The organism is Streptomyces sp. NPDC058239, from assembly GCF_042882185.1.
In the GTDB taxonomy this organism is placed as follows: Bacteria; Actinomycetota; Actinomycetes; order Streptomycetales; family Streptomycetaceae; genus Streptomyces.
In genome coordinates, this window is record NZ_JBHVWS010000070.1 from 15614 (window position 1) to 29107 (window position 13494).

11 protein-coding genes are annotated in these 13494 nt (G+C 69.4%); 10 read left to right on the top strand and 1 reads right to left on the bottom strand.

Going from position 1 to position 13494, the window contains the following annotated elements:
- Positions 1-157 precede the first annotated feature (157 nt).
- From ACFVYE_RS41610 to ACFVYE_RS41635, 6 genes are all read left to right on the top strand, one after another.
- Positions 158-1789 (top strand): ABC transporter substrate-binding protein, encoded by a 1632-nt coding sequence (locus ACFVYE_RS41610; protein ID WP_383973233.1) that lies wholly within the window; start codon positions 158-160, stop codon positions 1787-1789.
- Between the two features lie 121 nt (positions 1790-1910).
- Entirely contained in the window at positions 1911-2834 is a 924-nt protein-coding gene (locus ACFVYE_RS41615) for an ABC transporter permease (protein ID WP_383973235.1), read from the top strand.
- Entirely contained in the window at positions 2827-3801 is a 975-nt protein-coding gene (locus ACFVYE_RS41620) for an ABC transporter permease (RefSeq protein WP_383973237.1), read from the top strand. The genes ACFVYE_RS41615 and ACFVYE_RS41620 overlap by 8 nt, the downstream gene beginning before the upstream one ends.
- A 12-nt stretch (positions 3802-3813) precedes the next feature.
- A complete protein-coding gene (locus tag ACFVYE_RS41625) occupies positions 3814-4791 on the top strand; it encodes an ABC transporter ATP-binding protein (RefSeq protein WP_383973239.1) in 978 nt (325 codons plus the stop codon).
- Positions 4781-6001 carry an ABC transporter ATP-binding protein gene (locus tag ACFVYE_RS41630; protein ID WP_389608682.1) on the top strand — a complete coding sequence of 407 codons (1221 nt, stop codon included), beginning with the start codon at positions 4781-4783 and terminating at the stop codon, positions 5999-6001. The genes ACFVYE_RS41625 and ACFVYE_RS41630 overlap by 11 nt, the downstream gene beginning before the upstream one ends.
- A 197-nt stretch (positions 6002-6198) precedes the next feature.
- Entirely contained in the window at positions 6199-7200 is a 1002-nt protein-coding gene (locus ACFVYE_RS41635; RefSeq protein ID WP_389608683.1) for a hypothetical protein, read from the top strand.
- Between the two features lie 41 nt (positions 7201-7241).
- Here the strand turns inward: ACFVYE_RS41635 and ACFVYE_RS41640 are convergent, their stop codons facing one another.
- On the bottom strand, positions 7242-9374 hold the full coding sequence (locus ACFVYE_RS41640; RefSeq protein ID WP_389608684.1) for a prolyl oligopeptidase family serine peptidase: 2133 nt from the start codon (positions 9372-9374) through the stop codon (positions 7242-7244).
- Between the two features lie 166 nt (positions 9375-9540).
- Here ACFVYE_RS41640 and ACFVYE_RS41645 point away from each other — a divergent pair, with 166 nt between their 5' ends.
- The 4 genes from ACFVYE_RS41645 to ACFVYE_RS41660 all read left to right on the top strand — a co-directional run bounded on the left by ACFVYE_RS41645 (position 9541) and on the right by ACFVYE_RS41660 (position 13409).
- Positions 9541-9735 (top strand): hypothetical protein, encoded by a 195-nt coding sequence (locus tag ACFVYE_RS41645; protein WP_383975845.1) that lies wholly within the window; start codon positions 9541-9543, stop codon positions 9733-9735.
- A 71-nt stretch (positions 9736-9806) separates the two neighbouring features.
- Positions 9807-10706, top strand: coding sequence for an N-acetyl-1-D-myo-inositol-2-amino-2-deoxy-alpha-D-glucopyranoside deacetylase (gene mshB / locus ACFVYE_RS41650; protein WP_383975847.1), 900 nt, complete (start codon positions 9807-9809; stop codon positions 10704-10706).
- On the top strand, positions 10703-11146 hold the full coding sequence (locus ACFVYE_RS41655) for a DUF6113 family protein (RefSeq protein WP_383975849.1): 444 nt from the start codon (positions 10703-10705) through the stop codon (positions 11144-11146). Before mshB ends, ACFVYE_RS41655 begins: the two co-directional genes overlap by 4 nt.
- Positions 11147-11576: 430 nt before the next feature.
- Complete coding sequence (locus tag ACFVYE_RS41660) at positions 11577-13409, top strand: hypothetical protein (protein ID WP_383975851.1); 1833 nt, start codon at positions 11577-11579, stop codon at positions 13407-13409.
- Positions 13410-13494: the final 85 nt, after the last annotated feature.

The window sequence follows — 13494 nt, forward strand, 5'->3', positions numbered from 1 at the left end:
AACGCGGCGGCTCGTGGCCGGTCTGTGCGAACCCGACCCTCCAGCGCCACTCGAGGCGGCTCCGCTGCGCCCGAATGGGTGGAGTAAATATGCGCAAGATTCATTATGCGGTGATATTTGACCCTAAGTGAGACGGAGCACAACGAGGAGGCACTCCATGCGCGGAGCCACACAGGCCAAGTGGGCCGCATGTGCGGTGGCCGTCGCCCTGGCGGCGACGGCATGTGGCGGAGGGGGCAGCAGCGGTGGTGGCGGTGGTGCCGACGGAATCGTGAGCTCCTCCTGGGGTGACCCGCAGAACCCGCTGGAGCCCGCGAATACCAATGAGGTGCAGGGCGGCAAGGTCCTCGACATGATCTTCCGGGGACTCAAGAGGTACGACCCGAAGACCGGCGCGGCCACCAACATGCTCGCCGAGAAGATCGAAACCAAGGACAACCAGAACTTCACGATCACCGTGAAGGACGGCTGGACCTTCAGCAACGGAGAGAAGATCACCGCGAAGTCGTTCGTGGACGCCTGGAACTACGGGGCCCTGCTGAAGAACAATCAGAAGAACGCCTATTTCTTCGGTTACATCGACGGATACAGCAAGGTCCACCCCGAGTCGGGCAGCTCCAGGGCGAATACGCTCTCCGGCCTCAAGCTCGTCGACGACAAGACCTTCACGGTCAAGCTGATGCAGAAGTTCTCCCTCTGGCCCGACACCCTCGGCTACCCGGCCTTCGCCCCGCTGCCCAGGGCCTTCTTCACCGACCACGCCGCCTGGGTGTCCAAGCCGATCGGCAACGGCCCGTACGCCATCGACAAGTACACCAAGGGCTCGTCGATGAACCTGCGCAAGTGGGACAAGTACCCCGGGGTCGACAAGGCGCAGAACGGCGGCATCGACCTCAAGGTCTATACGGACAACAACACCGCCTACACCGATCTGACGGCGGGCAACCTCGACCTCGTCGACGATGTGCCCGCCTCGCAGCTGAAGAACGTCAAGGCGGACCTCGGCGGCCGGTACATCAACACCCCGGCCGGCATCATCCAGACGCTCGCCTTCCCCTTCTACGACAAGAAGTGGGACACCCCCGGCGGCATCAAGGTCCGCCAGGGCCTGTCGATGGCGATCAACCGCGATCAGATCACCAGTCAGATCTTCCAGAAGACCCGCACCCCCGCCTCCGACTGGACCTCCCCGGTCCTCGGTGTGGACGGCGGATTCAAGAAGGGGCTGTGCGGCGCGCCCTGCGAATACAACGCGGCGAACGCCAAGAAGCTGATCCAGGAGGGCGGCGGCATCCCCGGCGGCCAGCTCAAGATCTCGTACAACGCGGACACCGGCTCCCACAAGGAGTGGGTCGATGCCGTCTGCAACAGCATCAACAAGGTGATGGGCAACAACAAGGCCTGTGTCGGCGCCCCGGTCGGCACCTTCGCGGACTTCCGCAGCCAGGTCTCCCAGCAGAAGCTGACCGGCGCCTGGCGGGCCGGCTGGCAGATGGACTACCCGCTCATCCAGAACTTCCTGCAGCCGGTGTACTACACCGATGCCTCGTCCAACGACGGCAAGTGGAGCAACAAGCAGTTCGACGGCCTCGTCGACAAGGCCAACGCCGAGTCCGACAAGGCCAAGGCCGTCTCGACCTTCCAGGACGCGGAGAGGGTCCTGGTCGCGCAGATGCCCGTGATCCCGCTCTGGTACCAGAACGGCAGCGCCGGTTACTCGGACCGGATCACCAATGTGTCGCTGAACCAGTTCAGCGTCCCGGTGTACGAGCAGATCACGGTCAAGTGACCCGTTGAGGCCGGGTGGCCGGTGCGCTTCCTGGCACCGGCCGCCCGGCTTCCGCATCCCGTCGACGCGTCACTCCCCAGCCCCGCGCCTCTGCCCCCCCCCGCGACCCCCGGAGCCCTTCATGGGACGTTATGTGATCCGGCGGCTGCTGCAGATGATCCCGGTCTTCTTCGGCACCACGCTGTTGATCTTCCTCATGGTGAACGTGATGGGTGACCCCATCGCGGGCCTCTGCGGCGAACGCCAGTGCGATCCGGCGACCGCAGCCCAACTCCGCTCGGAATTCGGCCTCGACAAGCCCGTCTGGCAGCAATACCTGACCTACATGGGCAACGTCTTCACCGGCGACTTCGGCACCGCGTTCAACGGGCAGAAGGTCACCGATCTGATGGCGACCGCCTTCCCCATCACCATCCGGCTCACCATCGTGGCGCTCTTGTTCGAGATCGTCATCGGCATCAGCCTCGGCGTCGTCACCGGTCTGCGCCGCGGCCGCCCCATCGACACCACCGTGCTGATCCTGACCCTGGTCGTCATCTCCATCCCGACCTTCGTCACCGGTCTGCTTCTCCAGCTCCTCCTCGGCGTGAAGTGGGGGATCATCCATCCGTCCGTCTCCTCGGAGGCGCCGCTCGACGAACTCATCATCCCGGGGCTCGTCGTCGCCTCCGTCTCCCTGGCGTACGTCACCCGGCTCACCAGGACCTCGATCGCCGAGAACGCCCGCGCCGACTATGTCCGTACCGCCGTCGCCAAGGGCCTGCCCAGGCGCCGCGTGATCATCCGGCATCTGCTGCGCAACTCCCTGATCCCCGTCGTCACCTTCATCGGTACGGACGTGGGCGCCCTGATGGGCGGGGCGATCGTCACGGAGCGGATCTTCAACATCCACGGCGTCGGCTATCAGCTCTACCAGGGCATCCTGCGCCAGAACTCCCAGACGGTCGTCGGGTTCGTCACCATTCTGGTCCTCGTCTTCCTGGCGGCGAACCTGATCGTCGACCTGCTGTACGCCGTACTCGACCCGAGGATCCGCTATGCCTGAGCAGACACCGGACGAGGCGATCTCGTCGGCCGGAGCGGGAGGTGTGATGGACCTCGCCCTGGAGGAGGGTGCGACCCTCGAAAAGACACCGGGCGGCCCCGAAGGCACCGGCCCGGCCGAGAAGCCGCGCAGTCTGTGGTCCGACGCCTGGCGGGACCTGCGCCGCAACCCGGTCTTCATCATCTCCGCCCTGATCATCCTCTTCCTGGTGATCATCTCGATCTGGCCGTCACTGATCGCCGACCAGGACCCCCTCAACTGCAACCTGGGCAAGGCCCAGGAGGGCTCACAGCCCGGCCACCCCTTCGGCTTCGACGGACAGGGCTGCGACGTCTACACCCGGACCGTCTACGGGGCCAGGAACTCGGTGACCGTAGGCGTCTGCTCCACCCTGGGCGTCACCCTGCTCGGAAGCCTCCTCGGCGGCCTTGCCGGCTTCTACGGCGGCTTGTCGGATTCGTTCCTCTCCCGGATCACCGACATCTTCTTCGGCATTCCGGTGGTCCTCGGCGGCCTGGTCTTCCTCTCCGTGGTGCCGAGCTCCACCGTCTGGCCGGTGATCGGCTTCATCGTGCTGCTGGGCTGGCCGCAGATCGCCCGTATCGCACGCGGCTCGGTCATCACCGCCAAGCAGAACGACTACGTGCAGGCGGCCCGCGCGCTCGGCGCCTCCAACTCCCGGATGATGCTGCGCCACATCGCGCCCAACGCGGTCGCCCCCGTGATCGTCGTCGCGACCATCGCCCTGGGTACGTACATCTCCCTGGAGGCGACTCTCTCGTTCCTCGGCGTCGGCCTGAAACCGCCTGCCGTCTCCTGGGGCATCGACATCTCCGCCGCGGCCAACTACATCCGCAACGCCCCGCACATGCTGCTCTGGCCCGCCGGAGCGCTGGCGATCACCGTGCTCGCGTTCATCATGCTCGGCGACGCGGTGCGCGACGCCCTCGACCCCAAGCTGCGCTGAGGAGCCGTTGCCATGTTGCTCGAAGTGCGCGATCTGCACGTGGAGTTCCACACCCGCGACGGGGTGGCCAAAGCCGTCAACGGGGTCAACTACTCGGTGGCCGAGGGTGAGACGCTCGCCGTCCTCGGCGAGTCCGGCTCCGGCAAGTCGGTCACCGCACAGGCGATCATGGGCATTCTCGACATGCCCCCGGGAAAGATCAGCGGCGGCGAGATCCTCTTCAAGGACCGTGATCTGCTGAAGATGAAGAAGGAGGAGCGCCGGAAGATCCGCGGCCAGGAGATGGCCATGATCTTCCAGGACGCGCTCTCCTCCCTTAATCCCGTGCTCAGCGTGGGCGAGCAGCTCGGCGAGATGTTCGTCGTCCACCGCGGGATGTCTCACAAGGACGCCAGGCTCAAGGCCGTCGAGCTGATGGACCGGGTCCGCATCCCGGCCGCCAAGGAACGCGTCGGGAACTACCCGCACCAGTTCTCCGGCGGCATGCGCCAGCGCATCATGATCGCCATGGCGATGGCGCTGGAACCTTCGCTGATCATCGCGGACGAACCCACCACCGCTCTCGATGTGACCGTCCAGGCCCAGGTGATGGACCTGCTCGCCGAGCTCCAGCGCGAGCTCAACATGGGACTCATCCTGATCACCCACGACCTGGGCGTGGTCGCGGACGTCGCCGACTACATCGCCGTGATGTACGCGGGCCGGATCGTCGAGTCGGCCCCCGTCCACGAGATCTACAAGGCCCCCGCCCACCCGTACACCAAGGGCCTCCTCCAGTCGATCCCGCGCCTGGACCAGAAGGGCCAGGAGCTGTACGCGATCAAGGGCCTGCCGCCCAACCTGCTGCACATCCCGCCCGGCTGCGCCTTCAACCCGCGCTGCCCGATGGCTCAGGAGATCTGCCGAGGTGAGGTGCCGCCTCTCTTCGAGGTGGCCCAGCACCGAGAGAGCGCCTGCTACTTCTGGAAGGAGACGCTCGATGCGCGCTGAACCGGGGAGCACCCGCGTGGGCGGCGAACCCATTCTGGAAGTCCGCGATCTGGTCAAGCACTACCCGCTGACCCAGGGCATCCTGATCAAGAAGCAGACCGGCGCCGTCAAGGCGGTCGACGGGGTCTCCTTCGACCTGGCGGCGGGCGAGACGCTCGGCATCGTGGGGGAGTCGGGCTGCGGCAAGTCGACCGTGGCCAGGATGCTGGTGCATCTGGAACAGCCGACGGCCGGTGCGATCAGGTACAAGGGCGAGGACATCACCAAACTGTCGGGGCGCGCCCTGAAGGCCGTGCGCCGCAACATCCAGATGGTGTTCCAGGACCCGTACACCTCGCTCAACCCCCGGATGACCGTCGGCGACATCATCGGGGAGCCGTACGAGATCCACTCCGAGGTGGCCCCGAAGGGCGACCGGCGCAGAAAGGTCCAGGATCTGCTGGACGTCGTCGGGCTCAACCCGGAGTACATCAACCGCTATCCGCACCAGTTCTCCGGCGGCCAGCGCCAGCGCATCGGCATCGCCCGCGGGCTGGCCCTGAACCCCGAGATCATCGTCGCCGACGAACCCGTCTCCGCCCTCGACGTCTCCGTACAGGCGCAGGTCGTCAACCTGCTGGACCGGCTCCAGGCGGAGTTCGGGCTGAGTTACGTCTTCATCGCGCACGACCTGTCGATCGTCCGGCACATCTCCGACCGGGTGGGCGTGATGTATCTGGGCCGGATCGTCGAGATCGGCACCGAAGAGCAGATCTACGACCACCCCACGCATCCGTACACCCAGGCGCTGCTGTCCGCCGTCCCGGTGCCGGACCCGATGGCCCGCGAGCACCGGGAACGGATCATCCTGCACGGCGATGTCCCCTCGCCCGCCAACCCGCCCTCCGGCTGCCCGTTCCGCACCCGCTGCTGGAAGGCGCAGGAGCGGTGCGAACTGGAAGTGCCGCTGCTGGCGGTTCCTGCGGTCTTCCGGATGGCGGACACACCGGCCGGGCACGATTCGGCCTGTCACTTCGCGGAGGAGAAGCAGGTGGTGCCGCCGGAGGGGCTGCTGGAGACGCCGGGGGAGACGGTGGTGGAGGAAGCCCGGACCGAAAAGAAGGCGGACGAGGAGAAGGCGGACGAGGAGAAGGCGGACGAGCCGGGCGGGCAGGGTGCCTTGGGCAAGGAGGACGGGCTGCCGCCTTCCGGGAGCAGCCGGGCCGGCTGACCGCGGACACGTTAACGCGCGGGCAACTTGGCCGTCTCACGTCCGATATACGAACGCGCCACCATGGTCGGCGTACGGCCGTGCGGGTGCCGTGAACCGGCCGGGGGGACGTCAAGTCCCCCCGGCCGGTTGCCCATTCGCGCACTGCCCGGACAACTCCCTTGTCCGGCGAGCGACGACGGTGGAGTATCGCTCGCGTGATACTCACACGGGGGGCAAGGATCACCGGCGCCGTTCTCTGCGCCCTGCTCGCGGTGATCGTCGCCGGCTGGCTCGTACGGGACTTCAGGGCGGTCGAGGAGCCCGCGGATCTGGTGCGGTACTGGGCCGGTCACTACGACGTGCGGCTCTCCGCGGTGCCCGCCACATCGGCCAACGACGTGGCGCTGCTCGTGGTGTATCTCGTCGCAGCCTTCGCGGCTCTGCGGTCCACGGTGGCCGCCACCGCACTGGTCGCCACCGGCGTGGTGACGCTCGCCATGCGGCTGCCCGGACTCTGGAACATCGGTGAGTCCGCGATGAGCGCCCGCTTCGCCGACGACCTCCGTACCCGCGCCCTGATCTGTGCCTTCGCGGCCCTCGCGGCGGGCATCGCGCTCGTCATCACCGCGGGGGCGGGACGCAGACCGCCGCGTGACTTCTCCGAACGCACACCGAACCGGCCCGGCCGGGGCGCGGGTGTGACCGCCTTTCTGCTGCTGGGCGCCTCGGGCGTGGTCGTGATCGCCTGGGATATCCGTCAGGTGGTGCGATTCCCCGACATCTTCCCGGACTGGTACGTGGGCGGGGACCGGCTCTTCCAGGGGCTGATCGACCCGCCGCCCGGCTGGGGCGACGCAGTCATCGCGCTGCTGTGTCTGTTCGCGGCGGTGAGCGCGCTCTTCCGTGCCGTGCACGCGCGGCCGTTCGGCCTGATAGCCGTCGGGCTGCTGCTGACCGGCGGGGTGGCGGGAGTGTCCCGCGCCGTGCACTACAAGATGCTCGACCACTTCGGCGATCTGCCGGCCGAGGACCAGCTCACGGTGGTGACCTGGTTCTTCGAGGTGGTCGTCGCCGTGGTGGTGCTCATCGTGCTGGCCCGGCGGGGCTCCGCCGACGCTCCCGACCGGCCCCACCAGGGCTATGGGCAGGGGTACGGCTATCCGCCGCCCGGCGTCTTCGGGCCGCCGCCCCCGTCCCAGCCACCGCCGGGCTGGTGACGGGCGCGGCCGGAAGCGACCACCGGGCGCCGCCGGTCAGGTCACCCCCGCAGCCCCAACGACCGCTTCAGGAAGTCCACCTGGAGCAGCAGCAGATTCTCCGCCACCTGCTCCTGCGGCGTCATGTGCGTCACCCCGCTGAGCGGCAGCACCTCGTGCGGGCGCCCCGCCGAGAGCAGCGCCGACGACAGCCTGAGCGAGTGCGCGACCACCACATTGTCGTCCGCCAGACCATGGATGATCATCATCGGCCGGACCTGGTCCGCGGCCTCGGAGAGCCCCTCGTCCGTCAGCACCGAGTTGTGCGCGTACACCTCCGGCTGCTTCGCCGGGTCGCCGAGATAACGCTCGGTGTAATGGGTGTCGTACAGCCGCTGGTCGGTCACCGGCGCGCCCACCACCGCCGCGTGGAAGACATCCGGCCGTCGCAGCACCGCCAGAGCCGCCAGGTAGCCGCCGAAGGACCAGCCCCGGATCGCCACCTTGCCGAGGTCCAGCGGGAACCGCCCGGCGAGCGCGTGCAGCGCCTCGATCTGGTCGTCCACGGTGAGGACGAGGTTGTTCTTGACAGCCTTCTCCCAGCCCGGTGAACGCCCCGGTGCGCCCCGGCCGTCCGCGACGACGACCGCGAAGCCCTGATCGGCGAACCACTGCGACGTCAGATGCGGATTGTGCGCGGCGACCACCCGTCGGCCGTGCGGGCCGCCGTACGGATCCATGAGTACCGGAAGCGCGCCGTCCGACTCTTTGTACCCCTCGGGGAGCAGCACGGCGCACGGAATCCGCCGTGCGCCCCCCTCGGTGAGGTGCACCCGCGCCGACAGAACCGGCTCTTCCGCATGGCTTGCGACGGTGGCGATCCGCTTGCCGTCCCGGAGCACGTCGGCACGGGCCCCCGGCCGCTCCAGCGAGTGGGAGACCAGCACCGTCACGCCGCCCGCGCGGACGGCCGAATGCACCCCCGCCCCTTCGGAGACCCGCTCGACGCCCAGCTCATTGACCCGGTACACATGGCTCTCGCCGATCTCCGGCTCCGCGGCCTCCTCGCCCGCCGACGCCGAGACCAGGACATCCGACTCACCGATGTCCAGGACCGCCTGGAGTTGCAACTGCGCCCCGGTCAGCAGCCGGTCGCCGACCGCGAGCACCCGCGCCCCGCCCTCGTCCGCGATCCGCACGAGCCGCCCGTCCGGCGCCCAGGCGGGCACACCGGGGAAGATTTCCAGCCAGACCGGGTCTTCGTCGACATGTACCGTCCGCGTCGCACCCGTCTCTGTGTCCACCGCGAGGAAGAGCTGGCTCTGCTGGTCACGGGCCTGCACGAGCAGCAGCGGAGCCCCGGCCGACGACCAGTGCACCTGTGCCAGATACGGGTGGCGTGCCCGGTCCCAGACCACTTCGGTACGGGTGCCGTCCAGGCCCACCACGAAGAGCCGCACCTCGGCGTTGGGCGTCCCGGCCGCCGGGTAGGCGACCTCGGCCGGCCTGCGGTCCGGGTGTGCGGGATCCGCGATCCACCACCGCTGTACGGGGCTGTCGTCGACCCTGGCGACCAGCAGCCGGTCCGACTCCGGTGACCACCAGAAGCCCCGCGAGCGCTGCATCTCCTCGGCCGCGATGAACTCCGCGAGGCCGTAGGAGATGTTCGCGCCCTCCGGCTCCGCGAGCGCCCGGTCCCCGTCGCCCTCGGCGCCCACGACGCGCAGCGCGCCCTTGGACACATACGCGATGCGGCGCCCGTCCGGGGACGGCCTCGGGTCGATCACCGGGCCCGGCACCGGCAGCGCACGCGCCGTGCCCGCGCGCAACTCCGCGACGTACACCTTCCCGGAGAGCGCGAAAGCGGCCAACTCGGCCGCCGCGTCGACCGCGTAGCCGACGATTCCCGATGAACCCTCACGGCTGCGCTCGCGCCGGGCCCGCTCCTGGGCCGACAGCCGCTCCGTCGAACCGCCGAGCAGCGTCCCGGGGTCGGCGACGACGCGCTCCTTCGGTGTACCGCCCGCAGGCAGATCCAGCACCCACAGCCGCCCCGACCGGTCCGTGCCGGATCCCGACCGCAGGAAGATCACCCGCTCCCCGTCGGGTGAAACGGTGAACGCACGGGGAGCGCCGAGGGTGAAACGCATCGTCCTGGCGTGCTGACGGGGAAACGAGATCTTCTGCGAAGTCATGGGCCCGAACCTAGTCCCCGACCGCCCGGTCGTGCGCCCCTCGTGCTGCTGTGCCCCGATCAATGCGGTGCCACGGATAGTTATGATCCGTAGCGCTCGGTGGGTAAGAACCTGCTGGCTCCATGTGTGCTGCCCGTCCCGACCGTACTGATGGAGGTGAACCGCCGTGGCACTCTCGATTTCGGCGGTGGTGCTGCTGGCGATCGTCGTCTTCCTGCTGATCCGGAAATCCGGACTGAAGGGCGGACATGCGGTGGTCTGCGCGCTGCTCGGTTTCTATCTCGCCAGCTCGTCCATTGCGCCCACCATCGCGGACCTGACCACGAATGTGGCCGGCATGATCGGAAGCATCAAGTTCTGAGACCCGGCTCGTCGGCGGCTCGGGCGCGGGCGCGGTCGGCCAGGGCCCGCCCGGCTCGTAGGCTGGTCCCCATGACGGACCATCCCGCCCGGCGTCTCCTCCTGGTGCACGCGCACCCCGACGACGAGTCGATCAACAACGGCGCCACCATGGCCAGGTATGCGGCCGAGGGTGCCCAGGTCACCCTGGTGACCTGCACGCTCGGCGAGGAGGGCGAGATCATTCCGCCCGCGCTCGCCCATCTCGCGGCAGACCGGGACGACACCCTGGGCCCCTATCGCCAGGGCGAACTCGCCGCGGCGATGAAGGAGCTCGGGGTCACCGACCACCGGCTCCTCGGCGGCCCAGGACGCTTCCGCGACTCCGGAATGATGGGCGCCGAGCAGAATCACCGCCCCGGCGCCTTCTGGGACGCGGACGTGGACGACGCAGCCCAGTACCTCGTGGAGGTGATCCGCTCGGTGCGCCCGCAGGTCCTCGTCACCTACGACCCCGACGGCGGCTACGGGCACCCCGACCACATCCAGGCGCACCGCGTCGCGATGCGCGCGGCGGAGCTCGCCGCCGATCCCGCGTACCGCACCGGAGCAGGCGCGGTGCACACCGTCGCCAAGATCTACTGGAACCGGGTGCCGCGTTCGGTCGCCGAAGAGGGCTTCGCGCGCCTGCGGGACACGGTGCCGGACGCCTTCCCGGGGATCGCCGCCATCGACGACGTACCGGGTGTGGTCGACGACACGAGGATCACCGCGCAGATCGACGGTTTTGCCCATGCGGCGGCCAAACGCGCGGCGATGCGGGCCCATGCCACACAGATCGCCGTGGACGGTCCCTTCTTCGCCCTCTCCAACGACCTCGGCCAGCCCGTCTTCACCACCGAGTACTACGAGTTGGTACATGGCGCCTCCGGGGCCCCTCAAGGGGCGCGCGAAGACGACCTGTTCGCCGGAGTGCCGGGGGCGGAACAATGAGCGGCAAACAGCGCGCACCGCGCACCGGCGCACCCTCCGGGGACGTTCGGGCCACCGGTCTCGCCGCACCCCTCAACCCCGGGCGGATCGCCGCCTATGCGGGCCTCGCCGTTCTCGGCGTGCTCGTCGGGATCGCGGGGGCGCTCGTCCAAGCCGCCTGGTTCCCCGGCGGGTTGCTGCTCGCGCTGCTCGCCTGCGCCGGGCTGTTCTACGGCGGGAGCTGCGTCTTCGGCACCCAGCTCGGCGCCCTGGCGCCCGCGGCGGGCTGGCTGATTTCGGTCCTTCTCATGCTCGGTGGACGACCAGAAGGCGACTATGTCTTCGGCGATGAACTGGGCCTCACCCTTTTCATGCTGGGCGGGATGGCGATCGCTGTGATCTGTGCCACGATGTCGCGGTCGCCTCAACCGGGCGCCGACAGCGGCCGACCTGGCAAGTAATGTGCCACGTCCGATCCCGTAATGCCCCTTGTCCGTCCGGTGGTCACGCAGTCGTTTCCCCCGGTCGCGGGGTGTCTGTCGGCGGCGGCCAGTATGGTGGTTCGCGCGCCGAGCCGTCCCCTGGCCTGCGGCATGGGGGAAGTACGGGCGGCGGAGCCAATCGGGAGAACCTGCTTTGAGTCGTGAAACTGACAGTTCGTCCTCCGGGCCCCAGGGGCGCGGGGGAGCCGCGTACCCCTCGGGGACGCCGCCGTACGGATCCCGCCAGTATCCGTCGCTGCACCCTTCGCAGGACGCCCCGGAGGGGGCCCCGGAGCTTGCGGACCCGCCTCAGTCCGAGGAGCCGAGGACCGAGACGACGCTGACGACGCGCATCCGGATCAACATTCCGGGCTCGCGTCCCATCCCGCCGGTTGTCATGCGTACGCCCATGAGCGACGCCGACACGGCCGAGGCCGAGCGCACGGGCAGCATTCCGCGCCCCGGCTCGCCCGTGCCGGGCGGCGCGTCGGGTGTGTCCGACGCCGACCCGGGCGCCGAGGCGAGAGCCGGTTCCGCGCCCGCGGAACCGGCTGCCGACAAGCCGGCCAGGGAGAAGAGCGGCAGCGACTGGTTCGCCCCGCGCAAGGCCCCCACGAACACCTCGGTCGTCGGCGGCAGCGCGACCGGTGGCGCCGACGGCCCCACGGGCGAGGCGCCCACCCCGCCCCGTGCCGACCTGCCGTACTTCTCGGACGGTCCGCAGCGCACGGGCGACCAGGACGCCCCCCGCCCCGGCAGCGTCCTCGACAAGTTCGGCCACGGCGGCCCCGAAGCCGGCCCGCGCCCCACGCCGAACCTCGGGGTGCGTACGCCGGGCCCCTCCGGACCCACCACGGGCCCGGTCACCGGCACCTCGTCCCTCACCCCGAACCTCGACGGGGCGGGCGGCCCGGGCCCCGGCGCTCCGCGAGGCTCCGGCGGTCCCGCGGGCCCGCAGGATCCCGGCGCACCCGGTACACCCGGTGGCATGCCCCCGCGGATGTCCGACGACACGGCGGTGCTCACGCCCCAGTTCGCGGCCCCGGCCTCAGCCGGGCCCGGCGGCAACGTCTCCGGTGACACGCTCACCAGCGGCATCCCCGTCGTTCCGCCGGAACACCGCTCGCCGTCCCCGTTCCCGAGCGCGGGCGGCCCCGGTGGCGGGCGTCCCGATCTGACGCCCCGTATCCCGGACGGCGCGATGGGCACCGGACCGGCAGGACCCGGCGGTCCCGCCGCCCCGGCGCCCGCCCCCGCCGCACGCCCCGCCCCGGCGCCCGCGCCCGCGAAGAAGAAGGGCCGCTCCAAGCTGGTCCTCCTCTGTGCCGGCGTCGTCGGTCTGCTCGGTGTCGCGTACGGCGCCGGACTGCTGATGAACCACTCCGACGTCCCGAAGGGCACCACCGTCCTCGGCGTCGACATCGGCGGCGGCACGAAGGAGGAAGGCGTCGCAAAGCTGGACGCCGCCCTCGGCAAGCGCGCCGAGACTCCCCTCCAGCTCTCCGTGGACGGCAAGAAGACCGAGCTCGCACCGGACAAGGCCGGGCTCGGCCTGGACAGTCAGGAGACCGTGCGCTCCGCCGCGGTCAGCGACTACAACCCGGTCTCCGTCATCGGTTCCCTCTTCGGCGGCAAGCGCGCCGTCAACCCGGTGATCCCGGTCGACGAGGAGAAGCTCGGGGTCGCGCTGACGGACCTGGCCGGTGTCTCCGGCTCGGCCAACGACGGCACGATCAGGTTCGAGCCGGGCAAGGCCGTCGCCGTACCCGGCAAGTCGGGCAAGGCGCTGGACGTCAACCAGTCGATGATCTCGGTGCGCGACGCGTACCGGGCACAGGTGCAGACGGGCAAGCCGGCCACCGTCGAACTGCCGGTCACCACCCGGGAGCCCACCATCAGCCAGGCCGAACTGGACCGGGCGATGAAGGACTTCGCGAAGCCCGCGATGTCCGGCCTGGTCACCATCAAGGCCGGCCCCAAGCAGATCCAGTTCGGTCCGGCGAAGTCGCTGCCGCAGATCCTCACGATGGTGCCGGTCAAGGGCCGACTGGTCGAGCACTACGACAAGAAGGCCATCGACACACTCTGTGACGGCGTCTTCGACGGCATCATGATCACCAAGGGTGACGGCAAGAAGCACCAGCTCAGTGCGGACGATGTGGCGCATGCCATGCAGACCGCGCTGCTCGGCAGGACCCCCGCCGAGCGGACCGCCACGATCAGCCTGAGCGGCAACGGATAGCCGCCCCACCACGGCGAACCGCACCACGCAACCGCCCCCGTCCGGACACCCGGTCGGGGGCGGCGTCGTGTTCCGTGGACGTCCG

Excerpts from the sequence above, each read along its gene's own strand:
- ACFVYE_RS41630 (WP_389608682.1), top strand. The coding sequence starts at position 4,781 with ATGCGCGCTGAACCGGGGAGCACCCGCGTGGGCGGCGAACCCATTCTG.
- ACFVYE_RS41660 (WP_383975851.1), top strand. The coding sequence starts at position 11,577 with ATGAGCGACGCCGACACGGCCGAGGCCGAGCGCACGGGCAGCATTCCG.
- ACFVYE_RS41620 (WP_383973237.1), top strand. The coding sequence starts at position 2,827 with ATGCCTGAGCAGACACCGGACGAGGCGATCTCGTCGGCCGGAGCGGGA.
- mshB (WP_383975847.1), top strand. The coding sequence starts at position 9,807 with ATGACGGACCATCCCGCCCGGCGTCTCCTCCTGGTGCACGCGCACCCC.
- ACFVYE_RS41615 (WP_383973235.1), top strand. The coding sequence starts at position 1,911 with ATGGGACGTTATGTGATCCGGCGGCTGCTGCAGATGATCCCGGTCTTC.
- ACFVYE_RS41655 (WP_383975849.1), top strand. The coding sequence starts at position 10,703 with ATGAGCGGCAAACAGCGCGCACCGCGCACCGGCGCACCCTCCGGGGAC.
- ACFVYE_RS41640 (WP_389608684.1), bottom strand. The coding sequence starts at position 9,374 with ATGACTTCGCAGAAGATCTCGTTTCCCCGTCAGCACGCCAGGACGATG.
- ACFVYE_RS41625 (WP_383973239.1), top strand. The coding sequence starts at position 3,814 with ATGTTGCTCGAAGTGCGCGATCTGCACGTGGAGTTCCACACCCGCGAC.
- ACFVYE_RS41610 (WP_383973233.1), top strand. The coding sequence starts at position 158 with ATGCGCGGAGCCACACAGGCCAAGTGGGCCGCATGTGCGGTGGCCGTC.